The sequence below is a fragment of the [Enterobacter] lignolyticus SCF1 genome (genome assembly GCF_000164865.1).
GTDB classification, from domain to species: domain Bacteria; phylum Pseudomonadota; class Gammaproteobacteria; order Enterobacterales; family Enterobacteriaceae; genus Enterobacter_B; species Enterobacter_B lignolyticus.
The window spans coordinates 1,706,541-1,729,170 of the sequence record NC_014618.1 but is presented as its reverse complement, the minus strand read 5'-3'; the positions used below and the strand labels follow the sequence as shown (position 1 = coordinate 1,729,170).

General features: G+C 56.8%; 16 protein-coding genes and 1 pseudogene. 11 read left to right on the top strand and 6 right to left on the bottom strand.

Features of this window, described 5'->3' with window-relative positions; genetic code table 11:
* Positions 1 to 6: 6 nt before the first annotated feature.
* On the top strand, positions 7 to 1,266 hold the full coding sequence (locus ENTCL_RS08080; protein ID WP_013365627.1) for an MFS transporter: 1,260 nt from the start codon (positions 7 to 9) through the stop codon (positions 1,264 to 1,266).
* Here the strand turns inward: ENTCL_RS08080 and alkA are convergent.
* Positions 1,263 to 2,105: a DNA-3-methyladenine glycosylase 2 gene (alkA, locus tag ENTCL_RS08075; RefSeq protein WP_013365626.1), complete on the bottom strand. Its 843-nt coding sequence runs from the start codon at positions 2,103 to 2,105 to the stop codon at positions 1,263 to 1,265. The two genes, ENTCL_RS08080 and alkA, sit on opposite strands and share 4 nt — an antisense overlap.
* Positions 2,106 to 2,238: 133 nt before the next feature.
* On the opposite strand from alkA, the gene yegD reads away from it, so the two are divergent.
* The 10 genes from yegD to ENTCL_RS08025 all read left to right on the top strand — a co-directional run bounded on the left by yegD (position 2,239) and on the right by ENTCL_RS08025 (position 19,942).
* Entirely contained in the window at positions 2,239 to 3,591 is a 1,353-nt protein-coding gene (gene yegD, locus ENTCL_RS08070) for a molecular chaperone (RefSeq protein WP_013365625.1), read from the top strand.
* Between the two features lie 175 nt (positions 3,592 to 3,766).
* The gene (locus ENTCL_RS08065) at positions 3,767 to 5,017 is read left to right on the top strand and encodes an MdtA/MuxA family multidrug efflux RND transporter periplasmic adaptor subunit (protein WP_044611921.1); all 1,251 of its coding nucleotides are present in this window, start codon (positions 3,767 to 3,769) and stop codon (positions 5,015 to 5,017) included.
* A complete protein-coding gene (locus tag ENTCL_RS08060) occupies positions 5,017 to 8,139 on the top strand; it encodes an MdtB/MuxB family multidrug efflux RND transporter permease subunit (protein ID WP_013365623.1) in 3,123 nt (1,040 codons plus the stop codon). Before ENTCL_RS08065 ends, ENTCL_RS08060 begins: the two co-directional genes overlap by 1 nt.
* The gene (gene mdtC, locus ENTCL_RS08055; RefSeq protein WP_013365622.1) at positions 8,140 to 11,217 is read left to right on the top strand and encodes a multidrug efflux RND transporter permease subunit MdtC; all 3,078 of its coding nucleotides are present in this window, start codon (positions 8,140 to 8,142) and stop codon (positions 11,215 to 11,217) included.
* A 2-nt stretch (positions 11,218 to 11,219) separates the two neighbouring features.
* The gene (mdtD, locus tag ENTCL_RS08050; RefSeq protein WP_013365621.1) at positions 11,220 to 12,635 is read left to right on the top strand and encodes an MFS transporter; all 1,416 of its coding nucleotides are present in this window, start codon (positions 11,220 to 11,222) and stop codon (positions 12,633 to 12,635) included.
* Positions 12,632 to 14,035: an envelope stress sensor histidine kinase BaeS gene (gene baeS, locus ENTCL_RS08045; protein ID WP_013365620.1), complete on the top strand. Its 1,404-nt coding sequence runs from the start codon at positions 12,632 to 12,634 to the stop codon at positions 14,033 to 14,035. Before mdtD ends, baeS begins: the two co-directional genes overlap by 4 nt.
* A complete protein-coding gene (gene baeR / locus ENTCL_RS08040; protein WP_013365619.1) occupies positions 14,032 to 14,754 on the top strand; it encodes an envelope stress response regulator BaeR in 723 nt (240 codons plus the stop codon). The genes baeS and baeR overlap by 4 nt, the downstream gene beginning before the upstream one ends.
* Before the next feature lie 150 nt (positions 14,755 to 14,904).
* Entirely contained in the window at positions 14,905 to 16,266 is a 1,362-nt protein-coding gene (gene trhP, locus ENTCL_RS08035) for a prephenate-dependent tRNA uridine(34) hydroxylase TrhP (RefSeq protein WP_013365618.1), read from the top strand.
* A gap of 965 nt (positions 16,267 to 17,231) precedes the next feature.
* Positions 17,232 to 17,669: a hypothetical protein gene (locus ENTCL_RS08030; protein ID WP_013365617.1), complete on the top strand. Its 438-nt coding sequence runs from the start codon at positions 17,232 to 17,234 to the stop codon at positions 17,667 to 17,669.
* 56 nt (positions 17,670 to 17,725) lie between these two features.
* Positions 17,726 to 19,942: an AAA family ATPase gene (locus ENTCL_RS08025; protein ID WP_013365616.1), complete on the top strand. Its 2,217-nt coding sequence runs from the start codon at positions 17,726 to 17,728 to the stop codon at positions 19,940 to 19,942.
* A 421-nt stretch (positions 19,943 to 20,363) separates the two neighbouring features.
* On the opposite strand, the pseudogene ENTCL_RS24115 reads toward ENTCL_RS08025, so the two are convergent.
* The 5 genes and pseudogenes from ENTCL_RS24115 to ENTCL_RS08010 all read right to left on the bottom strand — a co-directional run.
* A pseudogene (locus tag ENTCL_RS24115) lies at positions 20,364 to 20,582 on the bottom strand (replication endonuclease); the annotation flags it as partial.
* Positions 20,583 to 20,604: 22 nt separating this feature from the next.
* Positions 20,605 to 20,964 (bottom strand): type II toxin-antitoxin system HicB family antitoxin, encoded by a 360-nt coding sequence (locus ENTCL_RS08020; RefSeq protein WP_013365615.1) that lies wholly within the window; start codon positions 20,962 to 20,964, stop codon positions 20,605 to 20,607.
* The gene (locus tag ENTCL_RS22830) at positions 20,961 to 21,236 is read right to left on the bottom strand and encodes a type II toxin-antitoxin system HicA family toxin (RefSeq protein ID WP_013365614.1); all 276 of its coding nucleotides are present in this window, start codon (positions 21,234 to 21,236) and stop codon (positions 20,961 to 20,963) included. The genes ENTCL_RS08020 and ENTCL_RS22830 overlap by 4 nt, the downstream gene beginning before the upstream one ends.
* 126 nt (positions 21,237 to 21,362) lie before the next feature.
* On the bottom strand, positions 21,363 to 21,710 hold the full coding sequence (locus ENTCL_RS08015; protein WP_049940962.1) for a hypothetical protein: 348 nt from the start codon (positions 21,708 to 21,710) through the stop codon (positions 21,363 to 21,365).
* 109 nt (positions 21,711 to 21,819) lie between these two features.
* Entirely contained in the window at positions 21,820 to 22,587 is a 768-nt protein-coding gene (locus tag ENTCL_RS08010; RefSeq protein WP_013365612.1) for a winged helix-turn-helix domain-containing protein, read from the bottom strand.
* Positions 22,588 to 22,630 lie beyond the last annotated feature (43 nt).

The following is a 22,630-nucleotide window of genomic DNA, read 5'->3' as shown; positions in this document are numbered from 1 at the left end:
CCGATTATGACAACAATCCGTAACTGGACCTCTACCCAAAAACACGTCGCCGTCGCCAGTTTTTCCAGCTGGATGCTCGACGCTTTCGACTTTTTCATTCTGGTCTTCGTATTAAGCGATCTGGCTAACTGGTTTCACTCCTCCGTTTCGGAGGTTTCCATCGCCATCATGCTGACCCTGGCGGTACGCCCCATCGGCGCGCTGCTGTTTGGCCGCCTGGCGGAAAAATTCGGCCGCCGCCCGATCCTGATGCTCAATATTCTGTTCTTCAGCATCTTTGAACTGCTCTCGGCCTGGTCGCCAAGCTTCGGCATCTTTCTCGGCTTGCGTCTGCTCTACGGCATCGCGATGGGCGGGATCTGGGGCGTGGCCTCGTCGCTGGCGATGGAAACCATCCCTGACCGCTCGCGCGGGCTGATGTCGGGAATTTTCCAGGCCGGATATCCGTGCGGCTACCTGCTGGCGTCGGTGATTTTCGGCCTGTTTTACAGCACCGTGGGCTGGCGCGGGATGTTCCTTATCGGCGCGCTGCCCATCTTCCTGCTGCCCTACATCTGGCTGAAAGTACCGGAATCCCCGGTATGGATCGCGGCGCGCGAGCGTAAAGAGAGCACGGCGCTGCTGCCGGTGCTGCGCAGCCACTGGAAGCTGTGCCTGTATCTGGTGCTGCTGATGGCCTGCTTTAACTTCTTCAGCCACGGCACCCAGGATCTCTATCCAACGTTCCTGAAAGTGCAGCACGGTTTTGATCCGCATACCGTCAGCCTGATCGCCATCGGCTATAACATCGCCGCGATGATGGGAGGCGTCTTCTTCGGTTCGATGTCAGAGCGCATCGGGCGCAAAAAAGCGATGATGATCGCCGCCTTCCTTGCGCTGCCGGTGCTGCCCCTGTGGGCGTTCTCGACCGGCTCGTTCAACATCGGCCTCGGGGCGTTTCTGATGCAGTTCATGGTACAGGGCGCATGGGGCGTGGTGCCGACCTACCTCAACGAGCTGGTGCCCGCCAACGCGCGCGCGGTGCTGCCCGGCTTCGTCTACCAGTTAGGCAATCTGCTGGCCTCGGTGAACGCCACCCTGCAGGCGCGGATCGCCGAAGCGAACGGCGGCAACTACGGAATGGCGATGGCGATGGTCGCCGGAACGGTCGCTGTGCTGATTTGCCTGTTCGTCGCCTTTGGTCGCGAGACACAGGGGGTGGTGATTTCCGGCCAGGGCGCCGACCAGCCGGATAAGACCGCCCGGCAGCGCCAGCATACGCACTAAACGGGCTGGAACTGGTCGCTATACCAGATGTGCAGCAGCGCATACGAACGCCACGGCTGCCAGCGCTCGGCATAGCGACGGATCTGCGCGGGCGTCATGCCGGGAAAACGCTGCTTAATCAGATAATCGTCCGGCAGGAAGACGTCCTTCGCCTGCCAGCCGCGCAGGGCGAAATAGCTGGCCGTCCAGCGGCCGATGCCCGGGAAGGTTTGCAGCGTCTTCATGGCCTGTTCGACATCGTCCGGCGGCGTCAGCGGCAGCTCGCCGGAGACGGCCGCCCGGGCAAGATGCACCAGCGCCTCGCCGCGCTTCACCGGCATTCCTAAGCGTTTGAGCTGCAGCGGGTCGGCCAGCAGCAGCTGCTCCGGCGTGGGAAAGCAGTAATAGCCCGGCGCATCGGCAAGCGGCGTCCCGTAGGCCATCGCCACCCGGCCGGTGAGTTTTGCCGCCATCGACACGCTCACCAGCTGCCCCAGAATGGCCCGCACGCCCTGCTCGAACGCATCCACAGAGCCAGGAAGCCGAAGCCCCGGGCGTCCCGCCGCCAGTTCGCCGAGCGCGCCCGCCACCGCGTGAGGGTCGCAGCGCAGATCGAACAGCCGCTCCAGCCGGGCGAGACATACCGGCGCCACCGCCAGCAGCCCGTCGGAAAGGGTCACCTTCAGCGCCCGGGCGTCCGTATCCGGTGTGACCTGCATCAGCCCGCAGTGCCCTTCCCAGGCAAAGCTTCGGGTGTAGCGGTTATCGTCAAAGCGCTCGACGCCGGTCACGGCACGGGCGGCAAGAAAGCCAAACATCCAGGACCAGTCATAGGGCGGCTGCCAGGGCAAACTAAACATGTCTTCTCCTTCGTTAACCCTTACAGGATAACCGCTGGCGGTATTTTGCGCCTTGCTTTCATATTCCGGTTGTCGCCCGGGCAACATTGGGCTAAAGTCGCCCCCCTTCTTCACTGGCATGGGGAAATAACAGGTGTTTATTGGATTTGACTATGGGACGGCGAACTGCTCGGTCGCCGTCATGCGCAACGGCGCGCCGCAGCTGCTGAAGCTGGAAAACGGCAGCACCCTGCTGCCGTCGATGCTGTGCGCGCCGACCCGCGAAGCGGTAAGCGAATGGCTGTACCGTCATCATGACGTTCCGGCAAACGGCGACGAAAACGAAGCGCTGCTGCGCCGGGCGCTGAAGTTTAATCGCGAAGAAGATATCGACGTGCTGGATAACAGCGTGCAGTTCGGGCTTTCGTCGCTGCAGCACTATATTGACGACCCGCAAGAGGTCTACTTCGTTAAATCGCCGAAATCCTTCCTCGGCGCCAGCGGCCTGAAGCCGCAGCAGGTGGCGCTGTTTGAAGATCTGGTCTGCGCGATGATGCTGCATATCAAACAGCAGGCGGAGGCCCAGCTGCCGCAGAGTATTACCCAGGCGGTCATCGGCCGTCCGATCAACTTCCAGGGGCTTGGCGGCGATGAGGCCAACGCCCAGGCGCAGGGGATCCTCGCCCGCGCCGCCGGGCGCGCCGGTTTTCGCGACGTTATCTTCCAGTACGAGCCGGTCGCCGCCGGGCTGGATTTTGAAGCCACCCTCAGCGCGGAAAAACGTGTGCTGGTGGTGGATATCGGCGGCGGCACCACCGACTGCTCGCTGCTGCTGATGGGCCCGCAGTGGCGCGCCCGCCGCGACCGTCAGGAGAGCCTGCTTGGCCACAGCGGCTGCCGCGTCGGCGGTAACGATCTGGACATCGCGCTGGCGTTCAAATGCCTGATGCCGCTGCTTGGCATGGGCGGCGAAACGGAAAAAGGTATCGCCCTGCCGGTGCTGCCGTGGTGGAACGCCGTCGCCATCAACGACGTGCCGGCGCAAACCGACTTCTACAGCAGCGCCAACGGCCGCCTGCTGCGGGATCTGGTCCGCGACGCGCGCGACGCCGAGAAGGTCGCCCTGCTGCTGAAGGTGTGGCAGCAGCGCCTGAGCTATCGGCTGGTGCGCAGCGCCGAGGAGAGCAAAATCGCCCTTTCCGGGCAGACGACCTGCTCCGCCGCGCTACCGTTTATCAGCGACTCGCTGGCCGCCGCCATTAACCAGGACGGGCTGGAAGCGGCGCTGAACCAGCCGCTGGCGCGGATCCTTGAGCAGGTGCAGCTGGCGCTCGACAACGGCCGCGAAACGCCGGACGTTATCTATCTGACCGGGGGCAGCGCCCGCTCGCCGCTGATTAAAAAAGCGCTGGCCGAGCAGCTGCCGGGCATCGCTATCGCCGGCGGCGATGACTTCGGCTCGGTCACCGCCGGGCTTGCCCGCTGGGCGCAGGTGATGTTCGCCTGACGCCGCTTTACCACGCCGGTATCGCCCAGCAGATCCGGCGTTTTCATTGTTCACCGTTTCTCCTCTATTCAGACGTTTCCCGACAGTCTTTCATATTTCCTCCATTTTTCCGGCGTGTTCGCTTACTAAACTAGTATCATTCGGTGAAAGGTTTCAGGATGAGATACGTAGAACAATGAAAGGCAGTCAAAAAACGCGCTGGATGATGGCGCTGGGCGTGGTGGTTATCGCGGGCGCCGCAATCGGATTCTGGCACAGCCGCAGCAGCACTGTGGAGAGCTCCGCAGCGGGCGCCGCTGCGCCCGCCGGGCAGCAGGCGGCGGGCGGCGGCCGTCACGGCGGACGCTTTGGCGGCGCGCTGGCGCCGGTGCAGGCCGCGACGGCGACCAGCGAATCCGTACCACGCTATCTGACGGGCCTTGGCACCATTACCGCGGCGAACACCGTGACGGTTCGCAGCCGCGTCGACGGTCAGCTGCTCAGCATCAACTTCCAGGAGGGCCAGCAGGTGAAGGCCGGCGCCCTGCTGGCGCAGATCGACCCGAGCCAGTTTAAGGTCGCGCTGGCCCAGGCTCAGGGACAGCTGGCGAAAGACAACGCCACCCTCGCCAACGCGCGCCGCGATCTGGCGCGCTACCAGCAGCTGGTCAAAACCAACCTGATCTCGCGCCAGGACCTGGACACCCAGGCGGCGCTGGTGACGGAAACCGAAGGCACCGTAAAAGCCGATCAGGCCGCGGTAGCCAGCGCCCAGCTGCAGCTCGACTGGACCCGCATCACGGCGCCGATTGACGGCCGCGTCGGCCTCAAGCAGGTGGACATCGGCAACCAGATCTCCACCAGCGACACCACCGGCATTGTGGTGCTGACGCAAACGCACCCTATCGACCTGGTCTTTACCCTGCCGGAAAATGACATCGCCACCGTGGTGCAGGCGCAGAAAGCCGGTCAGCCGCTGACGGTCGAAGCCTGGGACCGGACCAATAAACAAAAGCTCAGCAGCGGCGCGCTGCTGAGCCTCGATAACCAGATTGACGCCACCACCGGCACCATCAAGCTGAAAGCGCGTTTTAACAACATGGACGACGCGCTGTTCCCGAACCAGTTCGTCAACGCGCGCCTGCTGGTGGATACCGAGCAAAACGCGGTGGTTATCCCGACCGCCGCGCTGCAGATGGGCAACGAAGGCAACTTCGTCTGGGTGCTGGGCGCGGACAACAAGGTCAGCAAACACACGGTGGTGCCAGGTATTCAGGACAGCCAGAAGGTGGTCATCAGCGCCGGGCTTTCCGCGGGCGAGCGGGTCGTTACCGACGGTATCGACCGTCTGACCGACGGAGCCAAAGTGGAGGTGGTGGAAGCGCACGGCGCGACCACGGAAACACCGGCCGCCCAGCACGGTGGTAAGAAAGGAGCTCGCTCCTGATGGAAGTGTTACCTCCAGGCAATACGGGCGGGCCGTCCCGCCTGTTTATCCTGCGTCCGGTCGCCACCACGCTGATGATGGTGGCCATCCTGCTTGCCGGGATCATCGGCTACCGTTTTCTGCCGGTTTCCGCGCTTCCTGAGGTGGACTACCCCACCATCCAGGTCATTACCCTCTACCCCGGCGCCAGCCCGGACGTGGTGACGTCGTCGATCACCGCGCCGCTGGAGCGGCAGTTCGGCCAGATGTCGGGGCTCAAACAGATGTCGTCGCAAAGCGCGGGCGGCGCGTCGGTGGTGACGCTGCAGTTCCAGCTGGCGCTGTCGCTGGACGTCGCCGAGCAGGAGGTACAGGCCGCCATCAACGCCGCCACTAACCTGCTGCCGGGCGACCTGCCGAACCCGCCGGTCTACAGCAAGGTCAACCCGGCGGACCCGCCGATCATGACCCTGGCCGTGACCTCTTCCGCCCTGCCGATGACCCAGGTTGAGGACATGGTGGAAACGCGCGTGGCGCAGAAAATTTCACAGGTCTCCGGCGTCGGTCTGGTGACGCTTGCGGGCGGGCAGCGCCCGGCGGTACGCGTGAAGCTTAACGCCCAGGCCATTGCAGCGCTCGGACTCACCAGCGAAACCATCCGCACCGCCATCACTAACGCCAACGTTAATTCGGCGAAAGGGAGCCTTGACGGCCCGGCGCGCGCCATCACGCTCTCCGCCAACGACCAGATGCAGTCCGCCGAGGAGTACCGCAACCTGGTCGTCGCTTACCAGAACGGCGCGCCGGTGCGGCTTGGCAGCGTCGCGACCATTGAACAGGGCGCGGAAAACAGCTGGCTGGGCGCCTGGGCCAACAAGCAGCAGGCGGTTGTGATGAACGTCCAGCGCCAGCCCGGCGCCAACATTATCGCCACCGCCGACAGCATCCGCCAGATGCTGCCGCAGCTGACCAGCAGCCTGCCGAAATCGGTGAAGGTGCAGGTGCTCTCCGACCGCACCACCAATATCCGCGCCTCGGTCAGCGACACCCAGTTTGAGCTGATGCTGGCGATCGCGCTGGTGGTGATGATCATCTACCTGTTCCTGCGCAACGTACCGGCGACGATCATCCCCGGCGTGGCGGTGCCGCTGTCGCTGGTCGGGACGTTTGCCGCGATGGTGTTCCTCGATTTTTCAATCAACAACCTGACGCTGATGGCCCTGACCATCGCCACCGGTTTTGTGGTCGACGATGCTATCGTGGTGATTGAAAACATCTCCCGCTATATCGAAAAAGGCGAAAAACCGCTGACCGCAGCGCTGAAAGGCGCAGGCGAGATTGGCTTTACCATTATCTCCCTGACCTTTTCGCTTATCGCCGTGCTGATCCCGCTGCTGTTTATGGGCGACATCGTGGGCCGGTTATTTCGCGAGTTCGCCATCACCCTTGCGGTAGCGATCCTGATTTCAGCGGTGGTATCGCTGACGCTGACGCCGATGATGTGCGCCCGCATGCTGAGCCACGAATCGTTGCGCAAACAGAACCGCTTTTCCCGGGCGAGCGAGCGTTTCTTCGAGCAGGTGATCGCCGCCTATGGCCGCCTGCTTGCCAGGGTGCTGAATCACCCGTGGCTGACGCTTAGCGTGGCGCTGGCGACGCTCGCGCTGTCGATCATGCTGTGGGTGTTTATCCCCAAAGGCTTTTTCCCGATTCAGGATAACGGCATTATTCAGGGCACGCTGCAGGCGCCGCAGTCCGCCTCGTTCGCCAGCATGTCCCAGCGCCAGCAGCAGGTTTCCGAGATCCTGCTGAAAGACCCGGCGGTACAAAGCCTGACGTCGTTTGTCGGCGTCGACGGCACCAACCCGTCGCTTAACAGCGCGCGCCTGCAGATAAACCTCAAACCGCTGAGCGAGCGCGACGACCGCGTGCAGGCGGTGATCCAGCGCCTGCAAAACGCCGCCGACCGGGTGCCCGGCGTGACGCTGTACCTGCAGCCCGCGCAGGATCTCACTATCGATACTACCGTCAGCCGCACCCAGTATCAGTTCACCCTGCAGGCCAACTCGCTGGACGCGCTCAGCGAATGGGTGCCGAAGCTGATGGCGCAGCTGCAAACCCTGCCGCAGCTGGCGGACGTCAGCAGCGACTGGCAGGACAAAGGGCTGGCGGCCTTTATTAACGTCGACCGCGACAGCGCCAGCCGTCTCGGCATTACCATGGCGGATGTCGATAACGCGCTGTACAACGCCTTCGGTCAGCGGTTGATTTCCACGATTTACACCCAGTCAAACCAGTATCGCGTCGTGCTGGAAAACGACATCAGCGAAACGCCCGGGCTCTCGGCGCTGGATAATATCCGCATCACCAGCAGCGGCGGCGGCATTGTGCCGCTGAACGCCATCGCCAAAGTGGAAGAGCGCTTTACGCCGCTGGCGGTTAACCATCTGGATCAGTTCCCGTCGACCACCATCTCGTTTAACGTGGCGCAGGGCTCCTCGCTCGGCGACGCGGTGCAGGCGATTCAGGACGCGGAAAAAACGCTCAGCTTCCCGGCGGATATCCGCACCCAGTTCCAGGGCAGCTCGCTGGCCTTCCAGTCCGCGCTCAGCAGCACCGTCTGGCTGGTCGTGGCGGCCGTGGTGGCGATGTATATCGTGCTGGGGATTCTGTACGAGAGCTTTATCCACCCGATAACCATTCTCTCAACGCTGCCGACCGCAGGCGTCGGCGCGCTGCTGGCGCTGTGGGTCTCCGGCAGCGAGCTCGACGTGATAGCGATAATCGGCATTATCCTGCTTATCGGCATCGTCAAGAAAAACGCCATCATGATGATCGACTTTGCGCTGGCCGCCGAGCGCGAGCAGCATATGCCGCCGCGTGAGGCGATTTATCAGGCCTGCCTGCTGCGCTTTCGCCCGATCCTGATGACCACCCTCGCCGCCCTGCTCGGCGCGCTGCCGCTGATGCTCAGTACCGGCGTCGGCGCGGAGCTGCGCCGCCCGCTGGGGATCGGCATGGTGGGCGGCCTGCTGGTAAGCCAGGTGCTGACGCTGTTCACCACTCCGGTGATTTATCTGCTGTTCGACCGCCTGTCGCTGTACCTGAAAAGCCGCCTGCCCGCGCGTGAAGAGGAGGCGTAAATGAAGTTTTTCGCCCTCTTCATTTACCGCCCGGTGGCGACAATCCTGATTTCGCTTGCCATCACTCTGTGCGGCGTACTGGGCTTCCGGCTGCTGCCGGTGGCCCCGCTGCCGCAGGTCGACTACCCGGTTATCATGGTCAGCGCCTCGCTGCCCGGCGCCTCGCCGGAGACCATGGCCTCATCCATCGCCACGCCCCTTGAGCGATCGCTGGGACGGATTTCCGGGGTCAATGAAATGACCTCGATGAGCTCGCTTGGCAGCACGCGCATTATTTTGCAGTTCGACTTCAGCCGCGATATCAACGGCGCCGCCCGCGACGTGCAGGCGGCGATCAACGCCGCGCAGAGCCTGCTGCCGTCCGGCATGCCGAGCCGTCCGACCTACCGCAAGGCCAACCCGTCGGACGCGCCGATCATGATCCTGACGCTCACCTCGGACACCTACTCCCAGGGCGAGCTGTACGACTTTGCCTCCACCCAGCTGGCGCAGACTCTCTCGCAGATTGACGGCGTCGGCGATGTCGATATCGGCGGCAGCTCGCTGCCCGCGGTCAGGGTCGACCTCAACCCCCAGGCGCTGTTCAACCAGGGAGTGTCGCTGGACAATGTCCGCACCGCGATAACCAACGCCAACGTGCGTAACCCACAGGGCGCTATCGACGACAAAACCCACCGCTGGCAGCTCGCCACCAACGACGAGCTGAAAACCGCCGCCGAGTACAGGCCGCTTATCGTCCACTACAACAACGGCGCGGCGGTGCGGCTGAGCGATGTCGCGAAGGTGACCGATTCGGTACAGGACGTGCGTAACGCCGGGATGACCAACGCCAAACCGGCTATCCTGCTGATGATCCGCAAGCTGCCGGAGGCGAACATCATCCAGACGGTAGACAGCATTCGCGCCCGTCTGCCGGCGCTGCGCCAGACCATTCCGGCGGCTATCGACCTGCAAATCGCCCAGGATCGCTCGCCGACCATCCGCGCCTCTCTCGAAGAAGTCGAACAGACACTGGTCATCTCGGTGGCGCTGGTTATTCTGGTGGTATTCCTGTTTTTACGCTCCGGACGGGCGACGATTATCCCCGCCGTGGCGGTACCGGTGTCGCTTATCGGCACCTTTGCCGCCATGTACCTGTGCGGCTTTAGCCTGAACAACCTGTCGCTCATGGCGCTGACCATCGCCACCGGCTTCGTCGTCGATGACGCTATCGTGGTGCTGGAGAACATCTCCCACCACCTCGAGGCCGGCATGAAGCCGCTGCAGGCGGCGCTACAGGGCAGCCGCGAAGTGGGCTTCACCGTGCTGTCGATGAGCCTGTCGCTGGTGGCGGTGTTCCTGCCGCTGCTGCTGATGGGCGGCCTGCCGGGACGCCTGCTGCGCGAATTTGCGGTGACGCTGTCGGTGGCTATCGGTATTTCGCTGGCGGTGTCGTTAACCCTGACGCCGATGATGTGCGGCTGGATGCTGAAATCCTCCCGCGGTCATGCGCCGACCCGCATCCGGGGGTTCGGCCGCGTGCTGGTCGCCATGCAGCGGGGATACGGTTCATCGCTGAAATGGGTGCTGAACCACGTCCGGCTGGTGGGCCTGGTGCTGCTCGGCACCATCGCCCTCAACGTCTGGCTCTATATCTCGATCCCCAAAACCTTCTTCCCGGAGCAGGACACCGGGGTGGTGATGGGCAATATTCAGGCGGACCAGAGCATTTCGTTCCAGGCCATGCGCGGCAAGCTGCAGGATTTCATGAAGATTATCCGCGAAGATAAGGCCGTGGATAACGTCACCGGCTTTACCGGCGGTTCGCGGGTCAACAGCGGCATGATGTTTATTACCCTCAAACCCCGCGACGTACGCAATGAAACGGCGCAGCAGGTGATTGACCGGCTGCGCAAAAAGCTGGCGAAAGAGCCGGGCGCCAACCTGTTTTTGATGGCCGTACAGGATATTCGCGTCGGCGGCCGCCAGGCCAACGCCAGCTATCAGTACACCCTGCTGTCGGATGACCTGGCCGACCTGCGCAGCTGGACGCCGAAAATCACGAAGGCGCTGGCAAAACTGCCGCAGCTGGCCGACGTTAACTCCGACCAACAGGACAACGGCGCCGAGATGGACCTGGTGTACGATCGCGACACCATGTCGCGGCTCGGCATCAGCGTCGAGGCGGCCAACAGCTTGCTCAACAACGCCTTTGGCCAGCGCCAGATCTCCACCATCTACCAGCCGCTGAACCAGTACAAAGTGGTGATGGAGGTCGATCCGGTTTACACCCAGGATATCAGCGCCCTGAACCAGATGTTCGTTATCAACAGCGCGGGTAAGGCGATTCCCCTCTCTTACTTCGCCAAATGGCAGCCCGCCAACGCGCCGCTGTCGGTGAACCATCAGGGGCTGTCGGCGGCGTCGACCATTTCCTTTAACCTGCCGACCGGGAAATCGCTGTCGGAAGCCAGCGACGCCATCGACCGGACGATGACCCAGCTCGGCGTTCCGTCCAGCATCCGCGGCAGCTTTGCCGGTACCGCTCAGGTGTTCCAGCAGACCATGAACTCTCAGGTCATTTTGATCCTCGCGGCCATTGCCACGGTCTATATCGTGCTGGGGATGCTGTATGAAAGCTATGTGCACCCGCTGACCATTCTCTCGACGCTGCCGTCGGCGGGGGTCGGGGCGCTGCTGGCGCTGGAGCTGTTCAATGCCCCGTTCAGCCTAATCGCCCTTATCGGCATCATGCTATTAATTGGCATTGTGAAGAAAAACGCCATCATGATGGTCGACTTCGCCCTGGAGGCGCAGCGCAACGGCAACCTGCCGCCGGAAGAGGCCATCTTCCAGGCCTGCCTGCTGCGTTTTCGGCCAATCATGATGACCACGCTCGCCGCCCTGTTCGGCGCGCTGCCGCTGGTGCTGTCCGGCGGCGATGGCTCTGAGCTGCGCCAGCCGCTGGGGATTACCATCGTCGGCGGCCTGGTGATGAGCCAGCTATTGACGCTGTATACCACCCCGGTGGTGTATCTGTTTTTTGACCGTCTGCGTCTGCGCTTTGCCCGCAAGCCGCGACAACCGGTAACTGAGTAAAAATGGAAGAGCTACCCGCCAGCGTCCGCTGGCAGCTATGGATAGTGGCATTCGGCTTTTTTATGCAGACGCTGGATACCACTATCGTCAATACCGCCCTGCCCTCGATGGCGAAAAGCCTCGGGGAGAGCCCGCTGCATATGCACATGGTTATCGTCTCCTACGTGCTGACGGTGGCGCTGATGCTGCCCGCCAGCGGCTGGCTGGCGGACCGGGTCGGGGTGCGAAACGTCTTCTTTACGGCGATTGTGCTGTTCACCGTCGGCTCGCTGTTTTGCGCTCAGGCCAATACCCTTAACCAGCTGGTCATGGCCCGCGTGCTGCAAGGGGTCGGCGGCGCGATGATGGTGCCCGTCGGGCGGCTGACGGTAATGAAAATCGTCCCCCGGGATCAGTACATGGCGGCGATGACCTTCGTGACGCTGCCGGGCCAGATCGGGCCGCTGCTCGGCCCGGCGCTGGGGGGCATTCTGGTGGAGTACGCCTCCTGGCACTGGATTTTTCTCATCAATATTCCGGTCGGGATCGTCGGCGCTATCGCCACCCTGTGGCTGATGCCGAACTACACCATGCAGACGCGGCGTTTTGATATTTCAGGCTTTATTCTGCTGGCGCTGGGGATGGCGACGCTGACGCTGGCGCTGGACGGGCAAAAAGGGCTGGGCATTTCGTCGTCGATGCTGGCGCTGCTGGTGGCGGTCGGCCTGCTGTCTGTCCTGCTCTATCTGTGGCACGCCAAAGGCAGCGACAGCGCGCTCTTTAGCCTGAAGCTCTTTCACACCCACACCTTTTCGCTGGGGCTGGCCGGCAGCTTTGCCGGGCGCATCGGCAGCGGCATGCTGCCGTTCATGACGCCGGTGTTCCTGCAAATCGGCCTTGGCTTCTCTCCGTTTCATGCGGGCCTGATGATGATCCCGATGGTTATCGGCAGTATGGGGATGAAGCGTATGGTGGTGCAGGTGGTCAACCGCTTCGGCTACCGCCGGGTGCTGGTCGGCGCGACGCTTGGGCTGGCGCTGGTGAGCCTGCTGTTTATGACCACCGCGCTGCTGGGCTGGTACTGGCTGCTGCCGCCGGTGCTGTTCCTGCAGGGGATGGTCAACTCCAGCCGGTTCTCGTCAATGAACACCCTGACGCTCAAGGACCTGCCGGACGAGCTCGCCAGCAGCGGCAACAGCCTGCTGTCGATGATTATGCAGCTGTCGATGAGTATTGGCGTAACCGTCGCCGGGCTGCTGCTCGGCCTGTACGGCCAGCACCATATCGGCGTCGACAGCACCGTTTCACATCAGGTCTTCCTGTATACCTGGCTCAGCATGGCGGCTATCATCGCGCTCCCGGCGCTGCTCTTCGCCCGCGTGCCGGATGACGTCAGTAAGAACGTGGTGATTTCCCGACGCAGAAGGAGCGAGCCGTGAAAATCTGGCGCCCAGGCATTACCGCAAAGCTGTTTCTGGCTATTCTCACTACCTGTATCGTGCTGCTTATCAGCATGCACTGGGCAGTGCGTTTAAGCTTTGAGCACGGCTTTATCGATTACATCAAGCGCGGCAACGAGCAGCGCCTGCAGCTGCTGAGCGAAGCGCTGGCGGAACAGTACGCCACCCACGGCAACTGGCTTTTTCTGCGCAATAACGACCGTTTCGTGTTTCAGATCCTGCGATCGCTTGAGCATGACAGCAGCGACGATCGCCCCGGCCCCGGCATGCCGCCGCACGGCTGGCGCACCCAGTTCTGGGTGGTGGATCAGAACGCCCAGGTGCTGGTTGGCCCGCGCGCGCCCATCCCGCCGGACGGCACCCGGCGCGGCATTATGGTCAACGGCATGGAGGTCGGCGCGGTGATCGCCTCGCCGGTTGAGCGCCTGACCCGCAACACCGATATCAATTTCGACCGTCAGCAGAAACGCACCAGTTGGCTTATCGTCGGCCTGGCGACGCTGCTGACGGCGCTGGCGACCTTCCCGCTGGCGCGCGGCCTGCTGGCACCGGTCAAGCGGCTGGTGGAGGGGACGCACAAGCTGGCGGCGGGCGATTTCTCCACCCGCGTGGCGGCGACCGACGCCGACGAACTCGGCAGGCTGGCGCAGGATTTTAACCAGCTCGCCAGCACCCTTGAGCGCAACCAGCAGATGCGGCGCGACTTTATGGCCGATATCTCCCACGAGCTGCGCACGCCGCTGGCGGTGCTGCGCGGTGAGCTGGAGGCGATTCAGGACGGCGTGCGTAAATTTACGCCGGAATCGGTCGCGTCGCTGCAGGCGGAGGTCGCCACCCTGACCAAGCTGGTGGATGACCTGCACCAGCTGTCGATGTCCGACGAAGGCGCGCTGGCCTATCAGAAATCGCCGACCGACGTGGTCTCGCTGCTGGAGATGGCGGCGGGCGCGTTTCGCGAGCGCTTTGCCCAGCGCGGGCTGACGCTGACGCTGCGGCTGCCGGAAAGCGCCACCGTTTTTGGCGATCGCGACCGCCTGATGCAGCTGTTCAACAACCTGCTGGAAAACAGCCTGCGCTACACCGATGCCGGCGGTCAGCTGCTGATCGGCGCGGAGAAGAGCGCCGGCCTGCTGACCCTGCAGTTTGCCGACAGCGCGCCGGGCGTCACGGACAAACAGCTGGCCATGCTCTGCGAGCGTTTCTACCGCGCCGAAGGTTCGCGCAACCGCGCCAGCGGCGGCTCCGGACTGGGGCTTGCCATTTGCGTCAACATCGTCGCCGCGCACGGCGGCCAGCTTCACGCCGCGCATTCGCCTTTTGGCGGGGTTAGCATTAAAGTAGAATTACCGTTGGATCGCGATGTATCGAGAGACGTATGACCGTATTACCTGTTGATGAAAACGCCCCGCGCATACTGATAGTTGAAGATGAGCCCAAGCTTGGGCAGCTGCTGATCGATTACCTGCTGGCGGCGAACTATGCGCCGACGCTGATTAGCCATGGCGACAAAGTGCTGCCCTATGTGCACCAGTCGCCTCCGGCGCTGATCCTGCTCGACCTGATGCTGCCCGGCACCGACGGCCTGACGCTGTGCCGCGAAATCCGCCGCTTCTCCGACGTGCCGATTGTGATGGTCACCGCCAAGATAGAGGAAATCGACCGCCTGCTGGGGCTGGAGATTGGCGCGGATGACTATATCTGTAAGCCCTACAGCCCCCGTGAAGTGGTGGCGCGCGTCAAGACCATCCTGCGCCGCTGCCGCCCGCATCGCGAGCTGCAGGCGATGGACGCCGAAAGCCCGCTTATCGTCGACGAGAGCCGCTTTCAGGCCTCCTGGCGCAACAAGCTGCTGGACCTCACTCCGGCGGAATTCCGCCTGCTGAAAACGCTGTCGCAGGAGCCGGGAAAAGTTTTCTCCCGCGAGCAGCTGTTAAACCATCTGTATGATGACTATCGCGTGGTGACCGACCGCACCATCGACAGCCATATCAAAAACCTGCGCCGCAAGCTGGAGGCGCTCGACGCCGAGCAGTCGTTTATCCGCGCCGTGTACGGCGTAGGCTATCGCTGGGAGGCGGACGCCTACCGGACGGCCTGATAACGCCGCGCCCTCTTCCTTCGCCGGGCGCGGGTAAAGGTTTACTCCCCTGCCCTGCGGCGCTACAATGCCCGCCCTTAATGCAGGGGCTCTCCCCTAACCGTCTCATCAGGTGAGACGAGTCTGACCTGTCATCAGAACGAGAACATCATGTTTAAACCGGAACTCCTTTCCCCGGCGGGAACGCTGAAAAATATGCGTTACGCTTTCGCCTATGGCGCTGACGCCGTTTATGCGGGCCAGCCGCGCTATTCGCTGCGCGTGCGCAATAACGAATTCAACCACGAAAACCTGCAGCAGGGGATCAATGAAGCCCACGCGCTGGGAAAAAAATTCTACGTGGTGGTCAACATTGCGCCGCATAACGCCAAGCTGAAAACCTTCATTCGCGACCTGAAGCCGGTTGTGGAAATGGGTCCCGACGCGCTTATCATGTCCGACCCGGGGCTGATTATGCTGGTGCGCGAGCACTTCCCGGAAATGGATATCCATCTTTCGGTGCAGGCGAACGCCGTCAACTGGGCAACGGTGAAATTCTGGCAACAGATGGGGCTGACCCGCGTGATCCTCTCCCGCGAGCTGTCGCTGGAAGAAATTGAAGAGATTCGCCAGCAGGTGCCGGAAATGGAAATCGAGATTTTCGTCCACGGCGCGCTGTGCATGGCCTACTCTGGCCGCTGCCTGCTTTCCGGCTACATCAACAAGCGCGATCCGAACCAGGGGACCTGCACCAACGCCTGCCGCTGGGAATATAACGTGCAGGAAGGCAAAGAGGACGCTATCGGCAACATCGTCCACAAATATGAGCCTATCCCGGTGCAAAACGTCGAGCCGACGCTTGGCGAAGGCGCGCCGACGGATAAAGTGTTCATGATTGAAGAAGCGCAGCGTCCGGGCGAATACATGACCGCCTTTGAAGACGAGCACGGCACCTACATCATGAACTCGAAAGATCTGCGCGCCATTGCGCACGTCGAGCGTCTGACGCAGATGGGCGTTCACTCGCTGAAAATTGAAGGCCGCACCAAGTCCTTCTACTACTGCGCGCGCACCGCTCAGGTCTACCGCAAAGCCATTGACGACGCCGCCGCCGGTAAGCCGTTCGATACCTCGCTGCTGGAGACTCTGGAAGGCCTGGCGCACCGCGGCTACACCGAAGGCTTCCTGCGCCGTCACACCCACGACAGCTACCAGAACTACGAATACGGCTATTCCGTCTCCGAGCGCCAGCAGTTTGTCGGCGAATTTACCGGCGAGCGTAACGGCCACCTGGCCGCCGTGGCGGTGAAGAACAAGTTCGCTATCGGCGACAGCCTTGAGCTGATGACCCCGCAGGGCAACGTCAACTTCACGCTGGAGCACATGGAAAACGCCAAAGGCGAAACTATGAGCGTCGCACCGGGCGACGGCTACACAGTATGGTTGCCTGTACCCGAGGAGATGGCGCTGGATTATGCGCTGCTGATGCGCAATTTCACTGGACAGACCACGCGTAATCCTCACGGTAAGTAGTTAATCTGGGTTATTTTTTCGATACGGAAGATTCTTAGAAACGGATCACATACCGTCTCGCTTAATGCGGGTATTATTCGAGGCGCTGAAAAACATAACCCATAAATGCTAGTTGTACCAGGAACCACCTCCTTAGCCTGCGTAATCTCCCTTACGCAGGCTTATTTTTTTGGCCTAACAAAATGAAATAAAAGGATTTATTTGAGGTCATGTCCACACATTGACCACATCGATAAAAAAAGCCCCGCGATTACGGGGTTTTTCATCTACATCCAATGTATTGATTGTTGACCATCTGGTGTCGGATGGGGTACCCCCACCTCACACAACGTCCTCAGCGCCACGACACGCCGCCGCACCTCGTTCTACAACGCAACAGGGACGCTCTCAGGCGCTGAATTAATAAATTAAATACCCGCCTCAGCGCGCAATGCTTATCCCGCCTCGCCTGCCATCTTTATCGGTCGGTTTTAATGCAGTTGCATGACCACTCAGGATCCCCGCCAGCTCTGGCTGCGCACACCCACAACGAGTCCCCCTGACGCATGCAAAACAATGCATCTGTTGCATGCATGGCTAAAAAACGGGGAAATTGCGGAAAAATGACATAAAAAAACTGGCATTCGAGGGGCCGGTTTAGGGGAAGTTCTATTGTGATTACTGGCGCGTAATGCGCCAATGATACTGAGTAGGCACATGCTGCCGACAATCATCAGAAAAATCGTCGCCCACGGATTTTCATAAATGAGAGATAACATATTGATATAGATCCTTTTATTCGTGCATTCTGATGTGATTTAGTAGGTCTTTGATGACCTGACCGAGCTCAACCTCGCTCGCATGCTCAACCAACTTGTCGGTAGGTGTCAATCTCACGTGAGCTAAGGTCACTATTCTGCACCAGACAGGTAATGTGTTTCGACCAATGCTTAAGCCACTCACCATCAAAAGAAATGGAATTTTGCATGTCTAAAAACCTCGATTTATTTAACCAGCAAACGGCAGAAATCTTCGCGATGTTATGGGAAAATTTTCCTGTGCCGCAGATGATTAAATACGAAAAATTTAACGCCGCACTACCCGATGACTACTTTGACCAACTTAACTCACCGGAAATGAAAGCGTTAGACCAGTTACGAAGTGTGGTTGAAGGCACATTCACTTTTCTTGGTGAGAATAGGTACATCCACTACAAAACCAATCACCAGTCACATTTCGGGGATGTCAGACTGACTGAAAAAGCACTTGTAGTGCTCAACAAAAAGCCCGAAGCGCTCAATAGCAATGAAACGATGGGCGATAAAATTATCGATGCGGTGAAAGATGGGAAGCCTGCAGTCATTACAGGTGCGGTGACCAATCTACTTACCCTAGGCTTAAACTTGGCGACCACAAGTATTTAATTAACGCTTATTTAAACATTTGTAACATAAAATCATTAACTGTGTGAGATGTTAAAATGGAACTTAAACTAAAAAACATAACTAGTTACCGAAAAGATCAATTTACAACAATCAACCTCAGTAAAAAGATTAATATTTTTTATGGCCAAAATGGCTCTGGAAAATCCACAATATCTAATTTCTTCTATAACATGAATGATGAGTCTTTTAATGAATGCGAATGTTCACTCATTGAAAACTATCGCCCCTTTGTATACAACACTAAATTTATTGAGGAGAATTTTTATAATACCAGCGAACAAAAAGGAGTTTTTACCCTTAGCAAAGAGAATGCTGACATTGAAAAAGAAATTAATGAAAAAGAGTTACTAAAGCAGAACCTCACTGAACAATACAAAGAAAAAAAATCATTCCGTGATAGATTAGTAAATAATGATAATCAAGCGGAAAGTAAATGCATAGATTCAGTATGGGAGAAAACTGAAAACCTAAGAACATCATCTTTAAAACCATTAATGAAAGGTTCGCTAGGTAGTAAAAAATCCTTTTATGATAATTTAAAAAAAGCAACAGAAGCCCTCAATATAGACCTTAACAGCTTAGCCCGTGAATATGATGAATTGCTAAAACACAGAAACATCGAGTGCCCGACTATAACACTACCAATAAAAGATTTCTTGCTACCTCATGAACATGAATTATTAGCAACACCTATAATTGACCTCAGTAACAGCTATCTTTCAGAAAATATAAAAAAATTGCAAAATCTTGATTGGGTAAAAGCCGGTAAGGAATTATACCTAAATGATGATTATTGCCCATTCTGCCAAGAGAAGACAATCACAGCTAATTTTATTAAAGCCATAGAGTCAATTTTTGATGAGAGCTATAGCAGCAAAACAGATCAAATTAATACAATCCGAGAGAAATTAATTCATAACATGCGGAGTCACTTACAACAACTTGAACATGAAGTAATGCAATGTTCCATTCTAAGTGATGAAGAAAAAGAAAAATCCATAGCCTATATTGCGTTATTAGGTCGCACTCTTGATAAAAATGCTTCATTATTGAATGAAAAAGTAAAAAACCCATCTATATCCATTACATTACATGTCGATGATGAGTCACACACAAATATATATACTGAGATCGCAAAACACAATAAAAAAATCAACGACATAAATCAAAAAGCTAAAAGTTTCAAAAAAAGTGAAATGTCTATTAAAGAAAAAATATGGGCTGGAGTCCAATATTTTTGTCACACTGATTTGGAGATCCTAAGAGCCGAAAAGGAAAAAAACAAAACAGAGTTAGAAACAACAGACAAAGATATTGAGCACATAACAAAATCAGGTAAAGAAACCAGCAACAAAATCCAAGAATTACGAGCAAATGTTTCAAACATAGACACAACAATCGACTCAATAAATAATAGACTTAAAAATTTAGGAATTGATAACTTCAACATTAAAAAGCATACAAAAGGTGAAGATAAATATGTCATCGCACGTACTGAAAATCCTGAGGGAGAAAATGTGTATCGCTCCCTTAGTGAAGGAGAAAAAACACTCATAACTTTTCTTTATTTTGTTGAGTACTGCAAAGGAAAGACCGACAAATCCGACACTGACAATAGAGAACCACTCATAGTTATTGATGACCCAATCTCCAGTCTCTCACAAAACTATATATATGATATTGCATCAATGGTTCACTTTGAAATATTCGAGACACCAGCTTCTAAAAAAGTAATAGTACTGACACACAACCTATATTTTTTCCACGAATTAGTCAAGCTGGTACCAAAAAGCAAGAATGATAAAATATACAAGAGAGACTATCACTTAGGAAAGATAAGTAAAAACACACACAGCACCTTTACAGAAATAGATAAAAGCAGCCTGAAGAATGAATATCAATCCTTGTGGCAAATACTAAAAGATGCACAACATGGAAAGATTAACAAAATAATCATACCAAACATCATGAGAAATATCCTAGAATATTATTTTGCATTTGTGCATAAAACCGACGCACTTCAAACGGAATTAATAAAACTAGCTCAAAATGAAGAGAATGGGAATTTCAGAGCGTTCTATCGATTTATTAATAGAGGATCACACTCAGACTCTGTAAACATATCTGACATGGGAGAAATTTCACCCGATAAATATATGGAACAACTAAGAAAAATATTTTCAATGACAGGTGACGAGCAACATTATCTAAAAATGATGGACGAGACTGAGGATGAGGCTGTTACCGCTTAGGTCGCACATCATCGTGTTGGGTATGAACGGCGGTGTTTACACACCGTCTCCCAACGCCCAAAACGATAGCGATTGTACTGACGCACATTCACTAGTTTTAACATGAGATCATCTCCATGCCAGCACTATTGTTGCCAATAGCAGCCTTTACACCCTTTGTATAAAGCAAATACTAAGAGTAATGCAGGATTGATATCCCAAGCGGTAACGTAGGTATTCTACGGCAGCTACTGCAAAAGATCAAAACCTCAATTGAACCCAAACCACTCATCATTAATGAGATATGAGAACTTCCTCCCCTCAAATGTCATAGTCGTACCTCGTGCCAGAACCTGAAGTTCCCACCATTGCGGTGTGATACCTTGCAGTGCCAACTCGAAGCGGATGCGAGGGATCTGGGTCCGCTCCGCTTTAGTCATTCGCCCTGAGCGATGATATACAGATCAAATTCCCCCCTCATCTGCAGCAGCTCGCGCGGCCTCGACCCTGTCGTCAAACTCGTTGGCAATACTCACCTCGCGCGGCAATTTGCGCAGTTCTCGGTAAGCCACATAGTCGGGAGACCAATCGGTTTAAACTGAGGGATACGCCATGTAGACGCCTATGCGGTCACGGCTGCTGCCGTATCTTTCAGAGGCTGGACATATTGCCTCCATCGATCTTCACGCATGTTTCATACGTTCATTGAGCGTTTCAATGATATAAGCATTTACCGACGTTTCGTGCTCCGCGGCGGCCTGGGTTAAACGCTCTCCAAATGATTCTGGATAACGTAGCGTGAAGGTTTTAATTTTCTCCTGATGCGTGTAGGCCTCAATACCTGCTGCTTTACAATCATCAAGGTACTCGCGCAGTGAGATCTCACCTTCTTTTTTCAGACCCTGGATACTGTCGGAGACGAAGTCGCAATATCCCGTCAGGCCGAGGAACTTACCGCGAAAAGCGCCAAGTTCTGGAACATAGCTAATCACTGCAGGCTGCCCCGCTATCTCAATCGTGTTTGGCGTTGATGCCTTGCTCATGGCTTTACTCCTGTACTCTCCAGCCAGTCACGCAGGTTGGCTACTGCGCCTTTATCGGTATCCGGTGATGTATGAGGTCGATGGAAACTGGCAATACTACCGTTCAGCAGAAATTTGCAGCGTGAACCTCGACCCTCTTTCACCTCACCGCCTAAGGCCTTGATCATGGATTCTATATCAGCCCACTTAATGCCAGATTGAGCGGGTGATTTAAATATTTGTTCCAGCGTACTTTTTTGTTTCTTCCGTAGTAATGAAACGCGCTCTTTCATTCCCTTGCCTCTCGAAGTCGCCTTATGAAGTCATTATTGCCATCGGCAGGATGAAGTCAAGTTGTGCAGTCACTCACCTCTGACTTTCCTCTCATCGACCAGCCATAGCCCACCCGCAGGCGCTGATTAACGACGGCAGAATATCGAGGGCGAGCGGCTGGTGTAAAACTGCCAGGTGTCGCTGTTGAGACGGACGATGCTCAGGTAAAACGGCGTGTTCGCCCGCAGATAGAAATCCGGTAGCGTATCCAGCAGCAGCGGCGAGACGGTTTTCTCGCCGGTGCTTGATACCGCCGTCTGTGAATGCAAAAAATAGTCGTTTCCCTTGCGCGTGAAGGTAAACCAGACGTTTTGGTTAACTGCTTCAGTTCGCCCGTCGGCGGTGGTAATTTCTCCCCGCAGCAGCGCCACACCCCGCGAACCGTCAAAGGAATAACGGATAGAAATATTGCTGTTGCTGTCCGGATATTGCACCAGTAAATCACCGGTACAATCAAAATGGGAACGTTGCCAGTTTTGTAATAACCAGGTGGCGAGCACCGACAACACTACCAAAAAACAAATAAAAATTAACCATTTAATATTATATTGCCGCATCACGTGGCCCCCGAATATAATAATGGGTTACACATTCATTATTTCCCCAACGGGTGTATTGCTCGCGACAGGTCAGTGCCGATATCCGAGGGAAATTAGGGTACACTGTTAAATATACCCATGGGTAATTTTCACATTCCAGTGCATTTTCTTTAATAAACTGCTGGTGTTTATTAAAATGAATAACATCCTGATTCGCAAACCAATGACAGCCGTGAGCATCCGCCAGCGGCACATAGCGGGTAAGCCGCGTATCGAACTCCAGCCGCCAGGTTACCACCGAGGCGAAAAGACAGCTCAGCATCGCCGTCAGCACCCACCAGACCGTCGTCATGCCGCGGGAAGGCGCAGGCAGCGGCATCGTTCTCTCACGCTCAGGCTTCGCGTCAACCTCAGTTGCCACGGGCTCAACATCCAGCTCCTGCACCTGTAGCGACGCCTCAAGACGGATGCCGACGCGCGGCACAGTAACGATCAGATCCTCGTTCAACCCGAGCTCTTTAAATGCCCGTCGCAGCAGAGAAATGTTTTGGTAAAAGGTATTATTCGTTACCTGCGCGCCATTATTCGTCCAGACCTGCTGGAAGAAATAATCCCGCTCGATAACCTGGCCATGATGTTGTAGTAGCAATAATAAACAACGACTTGCCGGATTACTTAGGGATAAGCGTTTTGTTTCATCAGAGATTACGTACAATACGTTTCTCTCATGCCAGAAAGCAACAATACCCTCCAGCAAAAATATTTTTGCCATCATAGTCCTTGAATTTGGATTTATGTAAATTCAGCTGAAGTTC

Coding starts and splice junctions, on each gene's coding strand:
- ENTCL_RS08080 (WP_013365627.1), top strand. CDS start 7: ATGACAACAATCCGTAACTGGACCTCTACCCAAAAACACGTCGCCGTC.
- alkA (WP_013365626.1), bottom strand. CDS start 2,105: ATGTTTAGTTTGCCCTGGCAGCCGCCCTATGACTGGTCCTGGATGTTT.
- ENTCL_RS08065 (WP_044611921.1), top strand. CDS start 3,767: ATGAAAGGCAGTCAAAAAACGCGCTGGATGATGGCGCTGGGCGTGGTG.
- ENTCL_RS08060 (WP_013365623.1), top strand. CDS start 5,017: ATGGAAGTGTTACCTCCAGGCAATACGGGCGGGCCGTCCCGCCTGTTT.
- mdtC (WP_013365622.1), top strand. CDS start 8,140: ATGAAGTTTTTCGCCCTCTTCATTTACCGCCCGGTGGCGACAATCCTG.
- mdtD (WP_013365621.1), top strand. CDS start 11,220: ATGGAAGAGCTACCCGCCAGCGTCCGCTGGCAGCTATGGATAGTGGCA.
- baeR (WP_013365619.1), top strand. CDS start 14,032: ATGACCGTATTACCTGTTGATGAAAACGCCCCGCGCATACTGATAGTT.
- trhP (WP_013365618.1), top strand. CDS start 14,905: ATGTTTAAACCGGAACTCCTTTCCCCGGCGGGAACGCTGAAAAATATG.
- ENTCL_RS08030 (WP_013365617.1), top strand. CDS start 17,232: ATGTCTAAAAACCTCGATTTATTTAACCAGCAAACGGCAGAAATCTTC.
- ENTCL_RS08025 (WP_013365616.1), top strand. CDS start 17,726: ATGGAACTTAAACTAAAAAACATAACTAGTTACCGAAAAGATCAATTT.
- ENTCL_RS08020 (WP_013365615.1), bottom strand. CDS start 20,964: ATGAGCAAGGCATCAACGCCAAACACGATTGAGATAGCGGGGCAGCCT.
- ENTCL_RS22830 (WP_013365614.1), bottom strand. CDS start 21,236: ATGAAAGAGCGCGTTTCATTACTACGGAAGAAACAAAAAAGTACGCTG.
- ENTCL_RS08010 (WP_013365612.1), bottom strand. CDS start 22,587: ATGGCAAAAATATTTTTGCTGGAGGGTATTGTTGCTTTCTGGCATGAG.